The sequence below is a fragment of the Pseudomonas linyingensis genome, from assembly GCF_900109175.1.
GTDB lineage: Bacteria > Pseudomonadota > Gammaproteobacteria > Pseudomonadales > Pseudomonadaceae > Geopseudomonas > Geopseudomonas linyingensis.
This window is the reverse complement of sequence record NZ_FNZE01000001.1, coordinates 446,840-467,980: the sequence shown is the minus strand read 5'-3', so window position 1 is coordinate 467,980 and position 21,141 is coordinate 446,840. Positions and strand designations below refer to the sequence as shown.

Sequence of the window (21,141 nt, the reverse complement as noted above, 5' to 3'; positions counted from 1 at the left end):
GCGGCGTCACAGCACGTTGGGGCACATCAGCCCGGAGGCCTTCGAGGCCCGGATGAGTGCTTAAACCCGTGTCCACGACTGCTGGGCAAGATCAACCAGTTGATCGACCTGCTGGAGCAGCGCACCGACGTGGCCATCCGCCATGGCGCACTGCGCGACTCGACGCTGCATGCCCGCCCGCTCGGCAGCAGCCGCCTGCGCGTGCAGGCCAGCCCCGACTACCTGCGTCGCCACGGCACGCCGCGCACGCCCGAGGAGCTGGCCGGCCACAGCCTGCTCGGCTTCGTCCAGCCGGAGACGCTCAACCAGTGGCCGCTGCGCCATACCCAGGGCGAACACTGGAGCATCCAACCGGCCCTGCGCGCTTCGAGCGGCGAGACCCTGCGCCAGCTGGCACTGGCCGGTGGCGGGCTGGTCTGCCTGTCCGACTTCATGACCGCCGCCGACCGCGCCGCCGGCGCCCTGGTGCAGGTGCTGGCGGAACACACCGTGGAAGTGCGCCAACCGATCCACGCGGTGTACTACCGCAATACCGCGCTGGCCTCGCGCATCGCCTGCTTCCTCGACTACCTCGGCGAGCGGATCGGTTGAGGCGGCGGAGCCGCTGTTGAAGGGCCTATTCGTGACTTTCGGGCAAATATCTTTGGCCCCTCACCCCATTTTTCCGCACGAGTCGGCGGCGGACACTGCGCGCCATTCCCTCACTCGCGGAGAAATCCATGCCCATTGCCCTGCTCGCGCTCACCTTGAGCGCATTCGCCATCGGCACGACGGAGTTCGTCATCGTCGGCCTGCTTCCCACCATTGCCGCCGATCTCGGCGTCGACCTGCCGTCGGCGGGCCTCCTGGTCAGCCTGTACGCCCTCGGCGTGGCGGTCGGCGCACCGCTGCTCACCGCGCTCACCGGCCGGGTGCCGCGCAAGCTGTTGCTGCTCGGCCTGATGGTGCTGTTCACCGTCGGCAACCTGCTGGCCTGGCAGGCGCCAGGACACGAGTCGCTGATCGTCGCGCGCCTGGTCACCGGCCTGGCCCACGGGGTGTTCTTCTCCATCGGCTCGACCATCGCCACCAGCCTGGTGCCCAAGGACAAGGCGGCCAGCGCCATCGCCATCATGTTCACCGGCCTCACCGTGGCGCTGGTCACCGGCGTGCCGCTGGGCACCTTCATTGGCCAGCACTTCGGCTGGCGCGCGACCTTCCTCGCGGTGTCCGCCCTCGGCGTGATCGCCTTCGTCGGCAGTCTGCTGTTCGTGCCGCGGCAGATCGCCCACGGCACGCCGGCCTCGCTGCTGCAGCAACTCAAGGTGCTCAGGGCGCCGCGCCTGCTGCTGGTGTATGCGATGACCGCGGTGGGCTACGGCGGCTCGTTCGTCGCCTTCACCTTCCTCGCGCCCATCCTGCAAGAGATCAGCGGCTTCAGCGTCGGTGCGGTGAGCCTGGTGCTGCTGGTCTACGGCGTGTCGGTGGCGGTGGGCAACATCTGGGGCGGCAGGCTGGCCGACCGCCGCGGGCCGATCGGCGCGCTGAAGCTGATCTTCCTGCTGCTCGCCGCCGTGCTGCTGACCCTCACCTTCACCGCCGCCAATCCCTGGCTGGCGCTGGGCACGGTGCTGCTGTGGGGCGCGGTGGCCTTCGGCAACGTGCCGGCGCTGCAGGTGTACGTGGTGCGCCAGGCCGAGCGCCACACCCCGCACGCGGTGGACGTGGCCTCGGGGCTGAACATCGCCGCCTTCAACCTCGGCATCGCCGGCGGCGCCTGGGCCGGCGGGCTGATCGTCGCCCACCTCGGCCTGATCCACACCGCCTGGATCGGCGCACTGACCGTGCTGGTGGCGCTGGCGTTGACCGCCTGGAGCGGGCGCCTGGATCGCGGTGAGCCACTGCCGCAGACGGCTGGTGTCGGAGTAGTTGCCGGGCACTGACCGGGGCATCGCGCAATCGCCAATCTGGTGTCATGACCTCCCATCTCTGGACGCGAAGCGTCCCTGGCCGGGTGCCCACGCGGGAGCGTGGGCACCCCAGTTGGGCAATTCAATGCCGATTTCAGCGCGGATATGACTCAAATCGGCATTTAGATGCCTTTCGCCTCACTCCCTCCTCGCCACACCTGCCCCTGTAGGGGCGAATTCATTCGCCAGAAGACCCCGCCAAGGCGAATGAATTCGCCCCTACAAGGACGCGGCCCCTCCCCCGCCGAGTGGTCGACGTCCCACCCTCGAAAAATTCCCCTCAGGATAAAAAAATTCATCACAGGTATGGACGCGGCGATTTTGTTCGCTTATAAAAACACCAGCACGAAAAATATATTCCCAGCAGTCAAAAATATTCAGGGATGAATTCGGGCTTCACCGACAAATTTTCCGCCTTGCAACCGCTGCCTCCACCTCCAGAGGACTCGACATGCAACACGCTCAGAACCAGTACGTGATCAAGATCAGCTGCCCGGCCACTTCCGGCATCGTCGCCAGCGTGACTTCCTTCCTCGCCGACAACGGTTGCTACATCAGCGAGATGGCGCAGTTCGACGACGAGATCAGCGGCACCTTCTTCATGCGCGCCGTGTTCCGCTTCAATGCCGGCTTCGCCGGCGATATCGAGGCGATCAGGCAGGGCTTCGTCGATGTCGCCGGCAAGTTCGACATGAACTGGGAGCTGCACGACGCCGCCAAGCCGATGCGCGTGCTGCTGATGGTCAGCAAGTTCGATCACTGCCTGTCCGACCTGCTGTACCGCCACCAGAAGGGCGAGCTGCACATGCAGATCACCGCCGTGGTTTCCAACCACCTCGACCTGCGGCCGATGGCCGAGCGCGAGGGCATCCGCTTCATCTACCTGCCGGTGACCAAGGACACCAAGGCCCAGCAGGAAGCCGAGCTGATGAAGATCGTCGACGAGACCCAGACCGACCTGGTGGTGCTGGCGCGCTACATGCAGATCCTCTCCAACGATCTGTGCAAGCAACTTTCGGGCCGCGCCATCAACATCCACCACTCGTTCCTGCCCGGCTTCAAGGGCGCCAAGCCCTACCACCAAGCCTTCGAGCGCGGCGTGAAGCTGATCGGCGCCACCGCCCACTACGTCACCGCCGACCTCGACGAAGGCCCGATCATCGAGCAGGAAGTGCAGCGCGTGGACCACAACTACGCACCGGACGCACTGGTCGCGGTCGGCCGCGACACCGAAACCGTGGCCCTGTCCAAGGCGGTCAAGTACCACCTGGAGCACCGCGTGTTCCTCAACCACGACAAGACGGTGATCTTCCGATGAACAGCGCAGCTCCCGGCCAACTGATCGACGGCAAGGCCGTCTCCGCCCAGGTCCTCGCCGAAGTGACCGCCGATGTCGCCGCACTGAAGGCGCAAGGCGTCGAGCCGGCGCTGGCGGTAGTGCTGGTCGGCGACGACCCGGCCAGCCACGTCTACGTGCGCAACAAGGTGCTGCGCGCCGGCGAGGTGGGCATCCGCTCCCTCGAGTACCGCCTGCCGGCCGAAGCCAGCGCCGCCGAGGTGCTGGCGCTGGTCGCCGAGCTGAATGGCGACGCCTCGGTGCACGGCATCCTGGTGCAGCTGCCGCTGCCCAAACACATCGACGAAACCGCGGTGCTGCAGGCCATCGACCCGGCCAAGGACGTCGACGGCTTCCACAGCGAGAACGTCGGCGGCCTCAGCCAGGGCCGCGACGTGCTGGTGCCGTGCACCCCGGCCGGCTGCATGCGCCTGCTGCGCGACACCCTGGGCGATCTGTCCGGCAAGCACGCGGTGGTGATCGGCCGCTCGAACATCGTCGGCAAGCCGATGGCCGCCCTGCTGCTGGGCGCCGACTGCACGGTGACGGTGCTGCACTCGCGCAGCAAGAACGCGCAGGCGCTGTGCCGCAAGGCCGACATCGTGGTCGCCGCCGTCGGTCGGCCGCGGATGATCGACGCCGAGTGGATCAAGCCCGGTGCGGTGGTGATCGACGTCGGCATCAACCGCATCGAGGAAGACGGCAAGAGCCGCCTGGTCGGCGACGTCGACTTCGCCAAGGTGCAGCCGCTGACCGCGGCGATCACCCCGGTGCCGGGCGGCGTCGGGCCGATGACCATCGCCCTGCTGATGCAGAACACCGTGACCGCGGCGCGCCAGCAGCACGGCACGCATCTCTCTGCCGGTACGCCGTTGCAAGCGGTCGCGCAGTAATTTTTCGACGGCCTGCCAAGGCCGTAGCGAGGAGGCAACATGCCTTTCAGTCTTCTTAAATACGGCCTGAGCTCGGAATACCCGGTGGACGTCGATCTGCCGGCGCCGAAGGAGCTGAAGTCGTCCTACGACGTGGTGATCATCGGCGGCGGCGGCCACGGCCTGGCCACTGCCTACTACCTGGCCAAGTACCACGGCATCACCAACGTGGCGGTGCTGGAGAAGGCCTACCTGGGTGGCGGCAACACCGCGCGCAACACCGCGGTGATCCGCTCCAACTACCTCACCTCCGAGGGCGTGAAGTTCTACGCCGAGTCGGTGCGGCTGTTCAAGGAGCTGTCCAACGAGTTCGACTTCAACATCATGTACTCCGAGCGCGGCCAGCTGACCCTGGCGCACACCGACGCCACGGTGCGCGCCTTCCGCCAGCGCGCCGAGGTGAACAAGCACTTCGGCGGCCGTACCGAGATGATCGACCGCCAGCAGATCCGCGAGCTGGTGCCGACCCTCAACCTCGACCCCGGCCACCTGCCGGTGCTCGCCGGCCTGTGGCATATCGACGGCGCCACCGCGCGCCACGATGCGGTGGCCTGGGGCTACGCCAAGCAGGCGGCCAAGCGCGGCGTGGAGATCCACCAGCTCACCGAGGTGCTGGACTTCGTGATGGAGAACGGTCGCGTCGCCGCGGTGAAGACCAACCGCGGCACGGTCAAGTGCGGCTGCGCGGTGCAGGCCATCGCCGGGCACAGCTCGCTGCTGCTCAACAAGCTGGGCATCCGCGCGCCGATTCACAGCTTCCCGCTGCAGGCGATGGTCACCCAGCCATTCAAGCCGTTCCTCGACCCGCTGGTCAGCTCCTCGGCGCTGCACTGCTACGTGCAGCAGACCGGCCGCGGCGAGGTGGTGTTCGGCGGCGGCTCCGACCCCTATCCGCTGTACAACACCCGCTCGACCCTCGACCTCAAGGAAAGCCTGCTGGCCCACGCCATCGAGATGTTCCCCTTCCTGGCCAACGCCAAGCTGATGCGCCAGTGGGCGGGGACCACCGACATGACCCCGGACTACAGCCCGATCATGGGTCGCTCGCCGGTAGACAACTACTACCTCGACGCCGGCTGGGGCACCTGGGGCTTCAAGTCGACGCCGATCTGCGGCAAGACCATGGCCGAACTGGTGGCCAGCGGCGGCAGGACGCCGGAGCTGATCAAGCCGTTCGCCCTGGAGCGTTTCTCGACCTTCCAGCAGGTCAACGAAATGGGCGCCACCGCCGCCAGCCACTGAGGAACCCGCGATGAAGATCATGCCCTGCCCCCTGAACGGTCCGCGCAACATCAGCGAATTCACCTACGGCGGCGAATTCAAGCAGATGCCCGATCCGGCCACCTGCAGCGACGCCGACTGGGCCGACTACGTGTTCAACAGCGACAACCGCGCCGGCCTGGTGGTCGAGTGGTGGATGCACAACGCCTCCAGCTACTGGTTCCTCGCCGAGCGCCACACCGTCACCGACGAGATCGTGCGCACCTTCGATCCCAAGGAAATCTTCACCCGGCGCGTCGACTTCGCCGCGCCCGCCCAAGCCCGGGAGGCCACCGTATGACCGCCTTCAGCCGCCTGCCCGCACCCATGGGCCTGCTGATCGACCGTGATCAGCCGCTTCGCTTCAACTTCGACGGCAAGCCGTACCAGGGCTTCGCGGGCGACAGCATTGCCAGCGCCCTGGCCGCCAACGGCCGCTGGCTGCTGTCGCGCTCGTTCAAGTACCACCGCCCGCGCGGCCCGCTGACCATGGCCGGCCAGGACGCCAACACCCTGGTGCAGTTGCCCAGCGAGCCCAACGTGCTGGCCGACCTGCAGCCGCTGGCCGAAGGCCTGACCGTCACCGGGCAGAACTTCGCAGGCTCCCTGGACAACGACCGCGACGCCCTGCTCGGCAAGTTCTCCAAGTTCATGCCGGTCGGCTTCTACTACCGCTCCTTCTACAAGCCGATGGGCATCTGGAAGGTGTGGGAGCCGATCATCCGCAAGAAGGCCGGCCTCGGCGTGCTGGACCTCAAGTTCCAGCCCGAGTACCACGACAAGGCCTTCCTGTTCGTCGACCTCGCCGTGGTCGGTGCGGGACCTGCCGGCCTGACCGCCGCGCTGCACGCCGCCAACGCCGGCGCCAAGGTGCTGCTGATCGAGCAGCAGGCGTATCTGGGCGGCGCCCTGGCCTGGGCGCGCTTCGACGTTGCCGGCCAGCGCGCCGACGCGCTGCGCCGCGAGCTGGTCGACGCGGTGCAAGGTCACCCGAACATCCAGATCCTCAAGGAGGCCACCTGCAACGCCTGGTTCACCGACAACTTCCTGCCGGTGATCCAGGGCAACCGTCTGTACAAGGTGCGCGCCAAGCAGTGCATCGTCGCGTCCGGCGCCTTCGACCAGCCGGTGGTGTTCCGCAACAACGACCTGCCGGGGGTGATGCTGGCCAGCGCCGCGCAGCGCCTGATCAAGCTGTACGCGGTCAAGCCGGGCCAGCGCGCGGTGGTGCTGACCGGCAACGACGACGGCTATCTCGCCGCCCTCGACCTGTTCGAGGCGGGCGTCGACGTCGCCGCGGTGGTCGACATGCGCGAACTGCCGGCCGATGCCGCCCTCGTCGCCGCGCTGAAGAAGACCGGCATTCCGCTGCACAGCGGCAGTACCGTATACGAGGCGCTGCACGCCAAGGGCATGCGCCACGTCACCGGCGTCGACGTGCGACGCATCGTCGGCAAGGGCCAGGTGGCCGGCAAGGGCATGCAGATCGACTGCGACCTGCTGTGCATGTCCGCCGGCTACATGCCGGTCTACCAGCTGCTCTGCCAGGCCGGCGGCAAACTGAGCTACGACGACACCCAGGCCGCCTTCGCCCTCAGCGGCCTGCCGCAGAACCTCGGCGTGGCCGGCTCGGTCAACGGTCGCCACGACCTCGACAACCTGTTGCGCGAAGCCGCCCAGGTGGCCAACGCCGCCTGCGCCAGCCTCGGCCTGCAGGAGGCAGCCGCGCCGGCGCGCTTCGCCGCCGAGCCGCGGGTCAACTACGACTGGCCAATCTTCCCGCACCCGGACGGCAAGGACTTCGTCGACTTCGACGAGGACCTGCAGGTGCGCGACATCGTCAACGCCACCCGCCACGGTTATCGCGACGTGCAGCTGGTCAAGCGCTTCTCCACCGTCGGTATGGGCCCTTCGCAGGGCCGCCACTCGGCGCTGCCGACCGCGCGCCTTGTGGCCCAGGCCACCAACCGCAGCGTCAGCGAGACCGGCGTGACCACCGCGCGTCCGCCGTTCGTGGCCGAGAAACTGGCCCACGTCGCCGGCCGCGGTTTCGACCCGTACCGGCAGACCGCCATGCACCAGCGGCATGTCGAGCTGGGCGCCAAGATGATGCCGGCCGGCGTCTGGCAGCGCCCGGCCTACTACGGCAAGCCGGAGGAGCGCGAGGCGTGCATGCAGGCCGAGGCCCGCCACGTGCGCGAGAAGGTCGGCCTGATCGACGTCTCCACCTTGGGCGGCCTCGACGTGCGCGGCCCGGACGCCGCCGAACTGCTCAACCGCCTCTACACCTTCGCCTTCGCCAAGCAGCCGGTCGGCCGTTCGCGCTACGCGCTGATGACCAACGAGCACGGCGTGGTGATCGACGACGGCGTGTGCGCGCGCTTCGCCGACCAGCACTTCTACGTCAGCGCCACCACCAGCGGCGTCGACCGCATCTACCAGCAGATGCTCAAGTGGAACGCCCAGTGGCGCCTCAACGTCGACATCACCAACGTCACCGCGGCGATGGCCGCGGTCAATCTGGCCGGGCCACGCGCGCGCAACGTGCTGCGCAAGCTGTGCACCGATGTCGACCTCAGCGCGGAAGACTTCCCCTACCTGGCGGTGCGCCAGGGCACGGTTGCCGGCATCCCGGCGCGCCTGCTGCGGGTCGGCTTCGTCGGCGAGCTGGGCTACGAGATCCACGTGCCGGCGCGCTACGGCGAATACCTGTGGGATGCGCTGATGCAGGCCGGCGCGAAGGACGAGATTCGCCCATTCGGCGTCGAGACCCAGCGCCTGCTGCGCCTGGAGAAGGGCCATGTGATCATCAGCCAGGACACCGACGGCATGACCCATCCGGCGGAGATCGACATGGGCTGGGCCATCGCGCGCAGTAAGCCGTTCTTCGTCGGCAAGCGCTCGGTGGAGATCCTCGAGGCGCAGCCGCTCAAGCGCAAGCTGGTCGGCTTCGTCCTGCCAGCCACCTCGGCCAAGCCGCTGGAAGGCCATCTGGTCCTCAACGGGCCGGACATCAGCGGCAACGTGACCTCCTGCGAGTACTCGCAGACCCTCGGCCAGATCATCGGCCTGGCCTACTGCGCCTTCGAGCAGAGCGCGCCGGGCAGCACGCTGCCGATCCGCGTCGAAGGCGGCGAGGTGGTCCAGGCCACGGTGGTCAAGCTGCCCTTCTTCGATCCCGAAACCCAACGTCAGGAGCTGTGATCATGGCCGCACTGCAAGCCCAGCAATTCATCGAACGCAGCCCGCTGTACCGCCAGCAGGCCGACGCCACCCTCGGCCGCCTGGGCGACAGCGTGATCGTCGCCCACTACGGCGAGCACGACGAAAGCCCGCAACTGCAACGCTGCGCGCTGCTCGACCTGACCAACCTGGCGCGCGTCGGCTTTCGCGGCGCCGCGGCCGCCGAGTACCTGCTAGAGCGCGGCTACCAGTTGCCGGAGGCACCCAACCGGGCGCTGACCCAGAGCGACGGCAGCCACGTGGCGCGCCTGTCGCAGACCGAGTACCTGCTGCTCGGCAGCCTGCGCGACGCCGGCGCGCGCATCGCCGCCGAGGAAGCCGGCTGGCAGTTCTCCGAGACGGCCAACTACCTGCTGCCGCGCCAGGACAGCCACGCCTGGCTGCTGCTCACCGGCGCGCACATCGCCGAGGTGATGGCCAAGCTGTGCGGCGTCGACCTGCGCCCGGAAGCCTTCCCGGTCGGCGCGGTGGCGCAGACCTCGGCGGCGCGGATCAACGTCATCGTCGTCAACCTGCCGGAAGGCGAACTGCCGTGCTTCCAGATCCTCTGCGACCGCGCCTCGGTCGCCTACTTCTGGGACGCGCTGCTGGACGCCATGGCCGAGTTCGGCGGGCAACCGGCGGGGATCGATGCGCTGCTGTGAGCCGCCGCACCAACCGTAGGGTGGGTTAGCCGCACCGCGGCGTAACCCACCATCGATGCCACCCAGCATCGCCATGGCCGGCCTGGCGGCCGGTCGGTGGGTTACGGCCTGCGGCCTAACCCACCCTACGATCCACCTGCCCCGGAGCTTTTCATGACCATCGCCGAAGACCTCGAAACCGGCCGGGACACCGACTACATGGTGCCCGCCCTGCAGCGCGGCTTGAGCATCCTGCAGATGTTCAACGCCCACCAGCGCACCCTTGCCAGCAATGACATCGCCGAGCGCCTCGGCGTCAGCGTCTCGGCGATCTACCGCATCCTGCACACCCTCGACGAGATGGGCTACCTGCGCAAGATCGCCAAGAACACCTGGGAACTCGGCCCGCAGGTGGTCTCCGACGGCTTCAGCTACCTGGCCAGCCGCGACCTGGTCGACCTGGCCCTGCCGCACCTCAACGCCCTGCGCGACCGCACCTCGCTGTCCTGCCACCTGAGCATCCGCGAACACACCGACAGCCTGTACCTGTACCGCGCCTTCGCCGCCCAGCGCCTGTCGGTCAACATCCCCATCGGCACGCGCATCCCCTGCCACTGCACCGCCATGGGCCGCATCCTGCTCAGCGGCCTGACCCCGCCGGTGCTCGACGCCCTGTACCAGTACGTGCGCCTCGACGACTACCCGCCGCCGGCGCCCAAGACCCTGCCCGAGCTGCAGCAGCTGATCGGCGAGGACCGCCAGCGCGGCTGGGTGCTGCACCGCTCCGACTACTCCACCGCCATCGCCACCGGCATCCGCAACCACCTCGGCGAAGTGGTCGCCGCGATCAACCTGTCCGGCCCGGAAGCGGTGATGGACAGCGAGGAGTCGCAGGCGCGCTTTCGCGAGGCACTGCTGCTGACGGCTGAGCGGATTTCGGCGGAGTTGGGCGGCTAACGGGCCTCTCAGTTCCGACACTTTTCCGCGAGGTACCCACGCGCTGGCGGCCAGGCCGGGAGCCAGCGCCCTCCGGCCGTCGCGCTCCTGCCCTTGTCGCCAGGCAGCACTGTGCGATCAAGGTCCGCGAAGGTCATGGGTGCCTCCAGAAAGGGGTTGGTGCAATCACTCCCAATCGCTTAATCGAAATAAACGAAACGACGGGTGGCGGATAGCCACACCATGCCGGTCAGCCCCTCGCCAGATGCCTGTCGATCAACCCCGCCACCTCCGCAGCATGGGTAAAGCCCAGGTCGTGACCGCCGCCGGTGAAGACGTGCAGCTCGGCGCGGGGCAGCAGCTCGGCGAGGCGCTGGCCGACGCGGACGGGGCTGATCGGGTCGGCGTCGCCCCAGAGCAGCAGCACGGGCATGTGCAGCTCGGCCAGCCGGGAAGTGAGATCGGTGCGGTCGTCGACGAACCAGCGCGGCAGGCTCGGGTTGGCGGCGGCGAAGTCCGCGCGCCAGTCCTGCGCGCCCAGGGCGGACATGTCCACCCCGCCCGAGGTGACGGTCAGCACCAGATGGGTGACCCGCTCGGGCCGCTCCAGCGCCGCGCACACCGCGACGATACCGCCCATGGACTGCGCCACCAGCGCGGTAGGCTGGTCGATCTCCGGCAGCACACGGGCCACCAGATCGGCCATGCCGGTCACGCTCGGGTCGGGTGGCGTACTGCCGAAGCCGGGCCAGCCGATGTGGACCTGCTGCGCCGGATGGGCAAGGCACTCGGCGGCCGGGCGCCAGAACTCGGTGTTGCCGGAGGCGCCGGGGAGGAAGAGGAGTTTGGAGGGGGATGTGGTCACGGCTCGATCCTTGAGGATGCTCGATGGCGGATACGCTGCGGGTATCCTGCCCTACTCGCTGAAGCGTCAGGAATCTGCTCGGCGACGCTTTGCCAGGATAACGAAATGGATCGTCGCCGCGATCGGGGCAGCGAATACGAAGCCTACAAGGCTTGCCTGGCCAATGAGCACACCGAGGCAGCAGGCAGCTACCCCCAGCCCAAGGCCGAGCAACTGAGCGGGCTTCCCCGGCCAGTGCCGATCTGCGATCAGGTGGAAAACAAGGTTTGCCACCGAGACCACGCCCCAACTGCCAAACACAATGACAGACGTGCCTAAAAGCCAGTCGCCCCTGCCCAGGCCGCTGCTACTGGCCAGCAGCGTTGGTACCAGAAAGAAAGCCCCGAAGCACAGGGCGGCAATGGCCGGGCCAAACAGGCATACGAACTCAAGCAGTATGAGCGCGCGCTTCATAAGGTGGCCTGCCTGAGGAAGCGGTCAGTCATGGTGCGACTTTGCCAATGCGATTGCGGCCTGAATGGCCGCACGCGCTTGCGGGCTGTTCTTCCAGCAGGTAGAGCCGACGATAGCCGAGGCCTCGGAAACGATGTCCAGCGCATTCGCCTCGCTCAACTGGACAAGCGACGCGAACCCTATCTGCTCAAGGCGGGCCACTACCGTGGGGCCGACGCCCTTCACGCCCAGCAGTGCCTTACGTTCTTCCGGTGAAAATGGCATGAATCTCTCCATAGATACATGACGCTTGAAGGGCGAGGCCGCCCGTGCGGTGGCCTAGTCTATCTCCAGCAGCACACGGGCCACCAGATCGACCATGCCGGTCACGCTCGGGTCGGGCGGTGTGCTCCCGAAGCCGGGCCAGCCGATATGGCGCTCGCTGGCCAAGCGCCTGGACATGACCATGCGCTTCATGGCCGGCCATGTGCGGCAGGCGGTAGACAACTCCAATCCCTTTGCCCTGTGTGCACGAGAAAGACCGTGATTACGTCGGTTTCATTTCCGCGCTCGACACAGTTTCCGCCGGTTTCAGCTACCTGGCCAGCCGCGACCTGGTCGATCTGGCAGTCCGCGCCGCGGGCACTATGCTCCTTGGTAGCAGACCGACCGAGGCGCAGACATGACAGCGAAACGACCATGGGCCTTCCTGCTCGCCGGGCTGCTGGGCGCCGCCCCCGCCATCGCCCAGGCCTGGGAACTGGAGGGGGTGAAGACCCTCACCGCCCACACCCGCGACCAGCAGCGCATCCCCTTGGGCAGCGTGCGCTTCGAGCCGCGCGGCGACGGCTCGGTGGCCTTCACAGTCGCCCTGGACCCGGCGCGCTTCACCGATCACTTCCTGTCCATGAAGGAGTTCAAGTGCCTCGATGGCCAGGGAGAAGTGGTCTGCCACGTGCCCTACCCCTACGCCCAGCCGGGCATCGTCAGCGCCGATGACCTGGCCTGGCTGGAGCACAGCCTGATGTTCCTCTACAAGCTGCCGAGCGAGTTCGGCGCCCGGCTGTCGAACGGGCTGTACTTTGCGCTGCAGCGCACCGATCGGGGTCTGCTGGGCAGGCCGCAGGCCATCGATCTCAACCAGATCAGTGCACCGCCCGACGACCCGGCGCTCGCCCCCTTCACCCCCGACCTGCGCGACGACATCGCCCCCGGCGTGCGCTGGATCGAATCCCTGAGCATCGAGTAGCGCCCGCCCCCCTCTACTGTGGTCAAATCCACGGCCATCCGCCTGAGCCGCCGACCGGGCCGGCCCGACGAAAAACCGGGACACGAAAGAGGGAACCCATGGGCTTCAATCTCCTGCTCGCGCCGCTGCTGGCCGGCGGCGCCTGGCTGGTCTGGCGCGGCAAGCGCAAACGACGGCTGGCCTATATCGAAGGCTACCGCTTCCATCCGGCGATCAAGCGCAAGGTGCAGGAGCGCTATCCGCACCTGAGCGAGGCGCAGGTGGAGCGCGTGTTCGACGCCCTGCGCGACTACTTCCATATCTGCAACCAGGCCGGCCGACGCATGGTGTCGATGCCCTCGCAGGTCGTCGACGTGGCCTGGCACGAGTTCATCCTGTTCACCCGCGCCTACCAGGCGTTCTGCGACCAGGCGCTGGGGCGCTTTCTCCACCACACGCCCACCGAGGCGATGCAGACCCCGACCCTGGCGCAGACCGGCATCAAGCGCGCCTGGCGGCTGGCCTGCGCCCGGGAGGGCATCAGCCCGGCAACGCCCGTGCAGCTGCCCCTGCTGTTCGCCATCGACGCCCTGCTGAGCATCGAGGATGGCTACCGCTATTCGCTGAACTGCCAGGACCGCTCTTCGCCGCTGTACGGCGATGGCTACTGCGCCGGGCATATCGGTTGCGCCTCCGGCTGCGGCGGCGACTCGGGCGGCTCTTGCGACAGCGGGAGCGACTCCGGCGATGGCGGAGGCGGTTGCGGCGGCGATTGAGCGACCTGCCGGGGCTCGTTACTGGCGACCGCCCCTGCCCTTCAGAACACCTGCAGCAGCCGCAGGTTGATCCGGCTTTCTTCACGGAAACCGTTGTCCACCGTCAGGTCGCGGCCGACGGTGGCGGCCAGCTGACTGCCGGGCCGGAAGAACCAGGCGAAGCCCGCCGACCACTTGCCGGTACGCTGGCTGTCGTTCAGCCAGGAGCTCTCCAGACAGTTCTCGCCGCCGTGCTGCCATGACAGCCCCGCGCGCAGGTCGAGGGTGTCGCCGAGCGGGTAGCGCAGGAAGCCCTGGTACTGGTAGCTGGGCTTCTGCTCGTGGTGCCACTTCTGCGATCCATAACTGTCGTTGTCCTCGTAGAAGGTCACGTCTGCCGCCAGGTCGAGCGCCAACTTTTCGCCGATGCCGGTAACGTAGCCAGCCTGCAGAGTCAGCTTCCAGCGGTTCTCGCCGAGGTTGAGCGGCTGGTCGTGATCGTAGCGGCCGGCGGGGATGAACAGGTAGGGGGTGATGGCGAAGAAGCGCCGCCGCTCCGGCTGGTTGAGCAACCACACCGGCATGGCCAGGATCGGATCGGCCAGGCCGCTGCTGTCGCCCAGCGCGTTGCCGTCGTGGCGGCCGTCGAGGCGGCCGAACGGCAGCAGGATCTGCGGCGCGACGCGGTAGCCACCGAGGTCGGCGTAATGCACCAGGCGCAGGATGCCGATCTGCGAATCGAGCCCCGGCGAGCCAGCCACGCGGTGGCCGTCGCGGTACAGATGGTCGCGCTCGGCCTGCTGCAGGTAGAGCAGGCCGAGGGTGGTGCCGGCGGCGGCCGGCACGTAGTCGCCGGCGTCGAGGTCCAGTGCGCTGGCCGGCCGACTGCAGGACAGGCCGGCGCCGAGCAGCAGCAGGCCCCACAGGATGATCCACAGCTGCGCGTCGATGCGCGGCGCACGGTGCAGGCAGGTAAGGCTGGTGGGCAACATGGTGCTTCCTCTCTCTTGTTGTTATTCACAGGCACACAGATAGCCGCGCGGGCGCGTTGCGCGCGGCCGCTGACGGATGCGCAAATGGGGAGCGGGGATTGGCGCCGCGACAGGCCGCAGCGCCTCCGGGATTACTGCGCCGGGAAACGCGGATCCCAGAGCAGGCGGGTGTGCGCCTCCTCGTACTGCATACCCTCGGGGAAGCTGACCAGCTCCAGCTGCAGGCCCCAGGGGGCGAGGAAGTACACCCAGGTCAGGCCGGCGGCCGGGCCGTCGGTGAAGGTGCTCGGCGTGTCGAGCACGGTGACGCCCCGCTCCTTCAGGTAGGCGAGCGCCTGATCCATGTCGTCGACGTAGAAGGCCAGGTGGTGACCGCCGACGTCGCTATTGCGCGGCAGACGGCGGTTCTGGTCCGGCGCGCTGTATTCGAAGATCTCCAGGTTGGTGCCGTTGCCGCAGCGGACCATCTGGAAGTCGCGGATGCTGGCGCGCGGATGTACGTTGAGGTGGCGCTCCATCCAGTCGTCGTCGAACCTGAACTCGCCGAAGGTGAAGTACGGCTCGCAGCCGAGCACCTCGACGAAGAAGGCCACCGCCTCGGCCAGGTTGGGGACGGTGATGCCAATGTGCTGCAGCCCGCGCATGCCGGGCAGGCCGCGCGCTGGGGTCGCGAAAGTCATGTCGATGCTCCTGAAAAACCGTTCTTGTTGTTGGCGTACCCCGCCGATCAGCCGCGGGCGGGGCGCAACTGTCATCGCAGGATGCATGCCAGGCCCGTTCTGAGTGGCCAAGCAGCTGATTTTGAAAGGCTTTCCCCAGATCAGGAGCGGGCCGCGCAGCCGCGGCCGAACGGGCCGGCTGTCAAGCCGACTTACAGCTGTAACTACCGCCGTTACAGGCATTACAGGCTTCGCAGCGACGCCGCGGCGGGGGTAGACTGGCAGTTCGTTGCACACACCGATGGCGCGCCCGCGAGGCGTCGCCGCCACAAGAACAAGATCGACACTGCGGATACCGACGGCCCTTTGCCTGGCCAATGCTGTGCCGGTGATCCGAGGAGGCTGCATGCGAATCACCCTGCCCGGCAGTGCGCACATCGACGCCGTCCTGTCCCACGCCGACGCCACCTCGCCCCTCGCCGGCCCCGGCTTCGACCCGCTGATCTCCCGCTCGTGGAAACGCTGCATCGAGGACTACGGCCTCGACCCGGCCAAGCCGGCGCCGCCGCGCTTCGTGCCGCGCCAGGTGCTGCTCGACCACCAGGACCAGGCCGACGAGCTGCTCAACGTGGCCCGCGCCGGCGTCGAGCAGCTGTACCGGCACATCGCCGAACTGGGCTACGTGGTGCTGCTCACCGACAGCCGCGGCATCACCGTGCAGTTCCTCGGCCACCCCGACGACGAGAGCGCCCATCGCAAGACCGGCCTGTACCTGGGCGCCGACTGGAGCGAGGACCACGCCGGCACCTGCGCGGTGGGAACCTGCATCAAGGAGCAGCAGGCGCTCACCTGCCACCACCGCGACCACTTCAGCGCCCACCACATCAGTCTGACCTGCACCGCGGTGCCGATCTTCAACCCGCAGGGCCAACTGCTCGCCGTGCTGGACATCTCCGCGCTGCACTCGCCGCCCTCCAAGGATTCGCAGACCTTCGCCCTGCAGCTGGTGCGCCAGTACGCGCGGATGATCGAGGACGCCTACTTCCTGCGCCGCTACCGCGACCAGTACATCCTCTGCCTGGACAGCTCGCGCGAGTTCGTCCTGATCAACCGCCACTACCTGCTGGCGATGGCCGAGGACGGCAGCCTGCTGGCGGCCAACACCGCCGGCCGCCAGCTGCTCGCCCAATGCGGCCTGGAGTTGCCGCTACGGCCCTCGGCGCTGGCGCCCAGGGTCGGCGTGGAGCAGCTGTTCGACTGCGAGCTGGCCGATATCCTCGGCATTCCCTACGCCAGCGCCGACCACGTGCGCGCCTTCCGCACCCACCGGCAGAACGCGCTGTATTTCGCCGCGCTGATGGAGCCGCGCCGCGCTGCGCCTACCGCGACGGCCCCCAGCAGCGAGGCACCACGCTGCGCTCTCGACGAGCTGGCCGACGACGACCCGCTGATGCGCAAGATGCTGGCGCGCGCCAAACGCCTGTGCGACGAGCCGCTCAACGTGCTGCTCAACGGCGAGACCGGCACCGGCAAGGAGCGCCTGGCGCGCGCCCTGCACGACAGCAGCCGGCGCGCCAGGGCGCCGTTCGTGGCGATCAACTGCGCCGCCGTGCCCGAGTCGCTGATCGAGAGCGAGTTGTTCGGCTACCAGCCGGGCACCTTCACCGGCGCGCGCAGCAAGGGCATGCGCGGCCTGATCCAGCAGGCCGACGGCGGCACCCTGTTCCTCGACGAGATCGGCGACATGCCGCTGCACCTGCAGACCCGTCTGCTGCGCGTGCTGGCCGAACAGGAAGTGATGCCGCTGGGCGCGGAAAAGCCGGTCAAGGTGGACATCCGGGTGATCGCCGCCAGCCACCGCGACCTGCGCCAGATGATCGACGCCGGGCAGTTCCGCGAGGACCTGTTCTACCGCCTCAACGGCGCCATCCTGCGCCTGCCGGCGCTGCGCGAGCGGGCCGACAAGGGCTACCTGATCGAGAAGGTGTTCGCCGAACTGAGCGAGCAGCGCCAGCGTCCGGCGCGCATCCGCGGCGACGCCATGAGCGCCCTGCTCGGCTACGCCTGGCCGGGCAACATCCGCGAACTGCGCAACGTGCTGCAGTACGCGCTGGCCACCTGCGAAGGAGCGGAAATCACCGCCGCCGACCTGCCCGAGGAATGCCTGCAGGGCGTCGGCGCGCGCCAGCCCGAGGCGCCGGCGCCGGTGCTCGAGGTGGCGACCGGCGACCCTGGCGCGCAGCTGGTGGAAACCCTGCGCCGCCACCGCTGGAACGTCAGCGCCGCCGCCCGCGAACTGGGGCTGTCGCGGCCGACCGTGTATCGCTGGATGAAGGTCTACGACATCGTGCCGCCCAACGCCCAGGGCTGAGGCGGGCGGCAGCACCACGACGGTCACATGGATGGCTTACGGGCCTGCTCAACCCGCTGTAGGGGCGAATTCATTCGCCAAGCAGGCCAATGGCCTGCCCTTGAGGGCTCCGGGGGGCGCTTCGCACCCCTTGGCGAATGAATTCGCCCCTACAGACCGGGAGCTCTCGCTCTATTCCGGTTTCGGCAAGCCCGCCGCCGCCAGGCTGCGCCGGTAGCAGGCATCCAGCCTCTCGGCTACCGCCCAGACCTCGCCGACGCATTCGTCCAGCGCCACGTGGCTGGTCGCCCGGCAGCGGCTGTCCAGCGCGCAGTCGCGGTAGAAGGCGTTGACCACCGCCACCATCTCCTCACGCAGGTTCTCCATGAGGATGGCGCCGTGCGCCAGGGCCACATGGCGGCCGTCGCTGCCGCGCTTGCGCCAGCGCTGCGCGGTGCCGACCAGCTTGCGCTGGCCCAGGGTGACGTTGAAGCGCCCATCGCAGAACGCCCCCTCCACCGCGCCCAGATCCGGCGCCTGGCCCAGTTCGAGCAGCCACTCGCAGAGCGGATCGCACAGGCGTCGATAGGCGTTCTCGATGCGATGCTGTTCGGCCTCGTCGACCGGCACCGCCCAGGCCAGGGCGACGTTGAGCACCGCCGACGACTGCGGCACCGGCTCGCCACCGGTGTCGCGCAGGGCCACCGGCCAGCCCAGCTCGGCGCAGGTCGCCGCCGCGCGGGCGAAGCCGTCCAGCCGCTCGAGGCGGCGCGGCATCACCAGCGCGGCGTCCTGCGGGCGCCACAGCAGCAGCGCGCAGTCGATGTCGCCGGCGTGCACCCGCTCCAGCAGCGCACGCTCGGCATCCAGGCCGGCCTCGACCGGCAGGCGTTGTATCAGGGTCATAGCACCTCACTGTTGTCGATTGGTCGCCACAGCATGCGCGAGGCAGATCCGGGCAGGCTGAAACCCCGAACGCAGGATGCGTGCCATGCTCGGAAAATCCCGCCGCAGCCCCGCCAGCGCTGGCCGATCCAGCGGAGCAGCCCGGCAAACCGGTGCGGCCGATCGCAGCCCGCGCGCCACGCGCAGCAATAAAGCTGTAAAGGCGCTTACAGGTGTAACGCTTCACCGGCGCGTCGAGCGCGGCGGCAAGCCCCGTATTCCGGGCATTTAGCGGCTGGCCCGGCTCTTGCTCATGTCTGGTGAATAACCCAGACACTTCCCCAACCAGCGGAGATCGATGTGGAGTTCCAACACACTGCCGGCAAACAGGCCAAGGTGGCAACCGGCACCAAGTTGCGCGGCGCCGACAAGGTCGCGCGCATTCCGGTGAAGATCATTCCGACCGAGGAGCTGCCGAAGAAACCGGACTGGATCCGCGTGCGCATTCCGGTCACCCCGGAGGTCGAGCGGGTCAAGCAGCTGCTGCGCCAGCACAAGCTGCACAGCGTGTGCGAGGAAGCCTCCTGCCCGAACCTCGGCGAGTGCTTCTCCGGCGGCACCGCCACCTTCATGATCATGGGCGACATCTGCACCCGCCGCTGCCCGTTCTGCGACGTCGGCCACGGCCGGCCGAACGCGCTGGACCCCGACGAGCCGAAGAACCTGGCCGTGGCCATCGCCGACCTGCGCCTGAAGTACGTGGTGATCACCTCGGTGGACCGCGACGACCTGCGCGACGGCGGCGCCCAGCACTTCGCCGACTGCCTGCGCGAGATCCGCGCACTGTCGCCGGGGGTGCAGCTGGAAACCCTGGTGCCGGACTACCGCGGGCGCATGGAAATCGCCCTCGACATCACCGCCAGCGAGCCGCCGGACGTGTTCAACCACAACCTGGAAACCGTGCCGCGCCTGTACAAGTCGTCGCGCCCGGGCTCGGACTTCGAGTGGTCGCTGGACCTCTTGCAGGAGTTCAAGCAGCGCGTCCCCGGCGTGCCGACCAAGTCGGGGCTGATGCTCGGCCTCGGCGAGACCGACGAGGAGGTCATCGAGACCATGCAGCGCATGCGCGAGCACGAAATCGACATGCTGACCCTCGGCCAGTACCTGCAGCCCTCGCGCAACCATCTGCCGGTGCAGCGCTTCGTGCACCCGGACACCTTCGCCTGGTTCGCCGAGCAGGGCGAGCAGATGGGCTTCAAGAACGTCGCCTCCGGTCCGCTGGTGCGCTCGTCCTACCATGCCGACCGGCAGGCCCGCGGGCTGTGAACAACGACGACAACACAGAGGAGAAGCAAGCATGGGTATCTTCGACTGGAAACACTGGCTGGTCATTCTGCTAGTCGTGCTGGTTCTGTTCGGCAGCAAGCGCCTGCGCAGCCTGGGCAGCGATGTAGGCGAGGCGATCAAGGGTTTCCGCGGCTCGGTGGCGGACAGCCCAGACCCGCAGCTGCCCTCCCGCGAAGACCGTTCCTGAACCACCCACGACAGCGCGGCTGCGCCACTCCCGACGCAGCCGCACTGTCCCCCTTCGACGGCAACCGGCGCGGCCGCATCGCCAACCGCGCCGAAGTGCGCCGCAGGTGCCAGCCGCAAACGCAGAGGCCGGCATCCAGATGCCGGCCTCTTATGCAAGGTTATGGACCGCCGCGCCCCTTGCTTAGCGTGGCAGTCCGGTTCGGGATACGCCTCAGGAACCCGCTTCCCCACCGCCCTCGATGCGTTCGCACAGCGCATCAAGAAACGCGGCCGCCGGCCCACCGTTGACCGCGCGGTGGTCGAAGGTCAGCGACAGACCGAGGAAGTCGCACTCCACCAGGCTGCCGTCGGCGCCGCGCTGCAGGCGCTGCTGGATGCCGCCGATGCCGACGATGGCCACCTGCGGCACGTTGAGGATCGGCGTGAAGTAGTGCACCCGCGACAGCCCCAGGTTGGACACGGTGACGGTCGCCCCGGTCAGCTCCTTGACCGACAGCTTGCCGGCCAGCGCCTTGTCGGTCAGCGCGCGGCGCGCCTCGGCGAGACCGTCCGGGTCGAGGCGCTCGGCATCGAACAGCGCCGGCGCCACCAGCAGGTCGTCCGGCAGCGGGATGGCCAGGCCCAGGTGCACCGCCGCATGGCGGGTGATCAGGTTGTCCTGCAGGGTGGCGTTGAGCGCCGGATGCTCGCCCAGGGTCTGCACGATGGCGTGCAGCAGCAGATCCTGCAGCGAGGCCTGACTGCCGGACGCCTTGAGCCGCGCACGGCGCGCCTGCAGCGCGGTCAGCTCGCACTCGGCATGGTGGGTGAGCTGGGCGGCGGTGTGCAGGCTTTCGCTCATCTTCGCCGCGATCATCTTGCGCATGCCCTTGAGCGGCAGGCTGCTGCCGCCCGACTCGGGCGGCGTGTGCATCTGGCCCATGGGCTACTCCACCGCGCCGATGGTCGCGCCCTTGGCGATCACCGCGTCTTCCTGCTCGAGGATCTTCAACACGCCGGCCACCGGGGCCTCGATCTCGAACTGGGCCTTCTCGGACATGATCTCGGCGACCAGGTCACCCGGGGCCACCTCGGCGCCATCGCTGACCAGCCATGAGGTGATCACCGCTTCGGCGTCACCGTCCCACAGGTCATCGGCAATCACGATTGGGGTCGTCATG

At 68.2% G+C, this 21,141-nt stretch carries 21 protein-coding genes and 2 pseudogenes; 14 read left to right on the top strand and 9 right to left on the bottom strand.

What is annotated here, in order from left to right; translation table 11 throughout:
* Nucleotides 1-99: 99 nt before the first annotated feature.
* From BMZ19_RS02355 to BMZ19_RS02315, 9 genes and pseudogenes are all read left to right on the top strand, one after another.
* A pseudogene (locus BMZ19_RS02355) lies at nt 100-591 on the top strand (LysR substrate-binding domain-containing protein); the annotation flags it as partial.
* Between the two features lie 128 nt (nt 592-719).
* A complete protein-coding gene (locus BMZ19_RS02350) occupies nt 720-1,922 on the top strand; it encodes an MFS transporter (protein ID WP_090306290.1) in 1,203 nt (400 codons plus the stop codon).
* A gap of 478 nt (nt 1,923-2,400) precedes the next feature.
* Entirely contained in the window at nt 2,401-3,267 is an 867-nt protein-coding gene (gene purU, locus BMZ19_RS02345) for a formyltetrahydrofolate deformylase (protein ID WP_090306287.1), read from the top strand.
* Complete coding sequence (gene folD, locus BMZ19_RS02340) at nt 3,264-4,178, top strand: bifunctional methylenetetrahydrofolate dehydrogenase/methenyltetrahydrofolate cyclohydrolase FolD (RefSeq protein ID WP_090306284.1); 915 nt, start codon at nt 3,264-3,266, stop codon at nt 4,176-4,178. The genes purU and folD overlap by 4 nt, the downstream gene beginning before the upstream one ends.
* A gap of 39 nt (nt 4,179-4,217) precedes the next feature.
* The gene (locus BMZ19_RS02335; protein WP_090306282.1) at nt 4,218-5,459 is read left to right on the top strand and encodes an FAD-dependent oxidoreductase; all 1,242 of its coding nucleotides are present in this window, start codon (nt 4,218-4,220) and stop codon (nt 5,457-5,459) included.
* Nucleotides 5,460-5,469: 10 nt separating this feature from the next.
* On the top strand, nt 5,470-5,778 hold the full coding sequence (locus BMZ19_RS02330) for a sarcosine oxidase subunit delta (protein ID WP_090306279.1): 309 nt from the start codon (nt 5,470-5,472) through the stop codon (nt 5,776-5,778).
* Nucleotides 5,775-8,681: an FAD-dependent oxidoreductase gene (locus BMZ19_RS02325; RefSeq protein WP_090306276.1), complete on the top strand. Its 2,907-nt coding sequence runs from the start codon at nt 5,775-5,777 to the stop codon at nt 8,679-8,681. Before BMZ19_RS02330 ends, BMZ19_RS02325 begins: the two co-directional genes overlap by 4 nt.
* 2 nt (nt 8,682-8,683) lie before the next feature.
* Nucleotides 8,684-9,364: a sarcosine oxidase subunit gamma gene (locus BMZ19_RS02320; RefSeq protein WP_090306274.1), complete on the top strand. Its 681-nt coding sequence runs from the start codon at nt 8,684-8,686 to the stop codon at nt 9,362-9,364.
* A gap of 153 nt (nt 9,365-9,517) precedes the next feature.
* Nucleotides 9,518-10,300 (top strand): IclR family transcriptional regulator, encoded by a 783-nt coding sequence (locus BMZ19_RS02315; protein WP_090306271.1) that lies wholly within the window; start codon nt 9,518-9,520, stop codon nt 10,298-10,300.
* Nucleotides 10,301-10,529: 229 nt separating this feature from the next.
* Here the strand turns inward: BMZ19_RS02315 and BMZ19_RS02310 are convergent, their stop codons facing one another.
* The 4 genes from BMZ19_RS02310 to BMZ19_RS22755 form a co-directional block, all read right to left on the bottom strand.
* The gene (locus tag BMZ19_RS02310) at nt 10,530-11,144 is read right to left on the bottom strand and encodes an alpha/beta fold hydrolase (protein WP_090306268.1); all 615 of its coding nucleotides are present in this window, start codon (nt 11,142-11,144) and stop codon (nt 10,530-10,532) included.
* A 66-nt stretch (nt 11,145-11,210) separates the two neighbouring features.
* Entirely contained in the window at nt 11,211-11,597 is a 387-nt protein-coding gene (locus tag BMZ19_RS02305) for a hypothetical protein (RefSeq protein ID WP_090306265.1), read from the bottom strand.
* A gap of 24 nt (nt 11,598-11,621) precedes the next feature.
* Entirely contained in the window at nt 11,622-11,861 is a 240-nt protein-coding gene (locus tag BMZ19_RS02300) for a Pathogenicity locus (protein WP_090306262.1), read from the bottom strand.
* Nucleotides 11,862-11,915: 54 nt separating this feature from the next.
* Nucleotides 11,916-12,038 (bottom strand): hypothetical protein, encoded by a 123-nt coding sequence (locus tag BMZ19_RS22755; RefSeq protein WP_280142140.1) that lies wholly within the window; start codon nt 12,036-12,038, stop codon nt 11,916-11,918.
* Between the two features lie 220 nt (nt 12,039-12,258).
* Between BMZ19_RS22755 and BMZ19_RS02295 the strand changes: the two genes are divergently transcribed.
* Together BMZ19_RS02295 and BMZ19_RS02290 are read left to right on the top strand one after the other, a co-directional pair.
* Nucleotides 12,259-12,825: a hypothetical protein gene (locus BMZ19_RS02295; RefSeq protein ID WP_090306260.1), complete on the top strand. Its 567-nt coding sequence runs from the start codon at nt 12,259-12,261 to the stop codon at nt 12,823-12,825.
* 98 nt (nt 12,826-12,923) lie between these two features.
* Nucleotides 12,924-13,580: a glycine-rich domain-containing protein gene (locus BMZ19_RS02290; RefSeq protein WP_090306257.1), complete on the top strand. Its 657-nt coding sequence runs from the start codon at nt 12,924-12,926 to the stop codon at nt 13,578-13,580.
* A gap of 41 nt (nt 13,581-13,621) precedes the next feature.
* On the opposite strand, the gene BMZ19_RS02285 is transcribed toward BMZ19_RS02290, so the two are convergent.
* Nucleotides 13,622-14,551 carry a transporter gene (locus tag BMZ19_RS02285; RefSeq protein WP_090306254.1) on the bottom strand — a complete coding sequence of 310 codons (930 nt, stop codon included), beginning with the start codon at nt 14,549-14,551 and terminating at the stop codon, nt 13,622-13,624.
* A gap of 131 nt (nt 14,552-14,682) precedes the next feature.
* The gene (locus tag BMZ19_RS02280; protein WP_090306251.1) at nt 14,683-15,231 is read right to left on the bottom strand and encodes a VOC family protein; all 549 of its coding nucleotides are present in this window, start codon (nt 15,229-15,231) and stop codon (nt 14,683-14,685) included.
* A gap of 385 nt (nt 15,232-15,616) precedes the next feature.
* Here BMZ19_RS02280 and BMZ19_RS02275 point away from each other — a divergent pair, with 385 nt between their 5' ends.
* Entirely contained in the window at nt 15,617-17,581 is a 1,965-nt protein-coding gene (locus BMZ19_RS02275) for a sigma-54-dependent Fis family transcriptional regulator (RefSeq protein ID WP_090306250.1), read from the top strand.
* 171 nt (nt 17,582-17,752) lie between these two features.
* Here BMZ19_RS02275 and BMZ19_RS02270 read toward each other — a convergent pair whose 3' ends face one another.
* Entirely contained in the window at nt 17,753-18,466 is a 714-nt protein-coding gene (locus BMZ19_RS02270) for a lipoate--protein ligase family protein (RefSeq protein ID WP_090306247.1), read from the bottom strand.
* Nucleotides 18,467-18,805: 339 nt separating this feature from the next.
* Between BMZ19_RS02270 and lipA the strand changes: the two genes are divergently transcribed.
* Both lipA and tatA read left to right on the top strand, forming a co-directional pair.
* Entirely contained in the window at nt 18,806-19,771 is a 966-nt protein-coding gene (lipA, locus tag BMZ19_RS02265; RefSeq protein WP_090306244.1) for a lipoyl synthase, read from the top strand.
* A 31-nt stretch (nt 19,772-19,802) separates the two neighbouring features.
* Nucleotides 19,803-19,931 (top strand): annotated as a pseudogene (tatA, locus tag BMZ19_RS02260) (twin-arginine translocase TatA/TatE family subunit); the annotation flags it as partial.
* A gap of 261 nt (nt 19,932-20,192) precedes the next feature.
* On the opposite strand, the gene BMZ19_RS02255 reads toward tatA, so the two are convergent.
* Nucleotides 20,193-20,903 carry a 2-oxo acid dehydrogenase subunit E2 gene (locus BMZ19_RS02255; RefSeq protein WP_090306238.1) on the bottom strand — a complete coding sequence of 237 codons (711 nt, stop codon included), beginning with the start codon at nt 20,901-20,903 and terminating at the stop codon, nt 20,193-20,195.
* Nucleotides 20,904-20,906: 3 nt separating this feature from the next.
* Nucleotides 20,907-21,140 (bottom strand): lipoyl domain-containing protein, encoded by a 234-nt coding sequence (locus BMZ19_RS02250; RefSeq protein ID WP_090306235.1) that lies wholly within the window; start codon nt 21,138-21,140, stop codon nt 20,907-20,909.
* Nucleotide 21,141 lies beyond the last annotated feature (1 nt).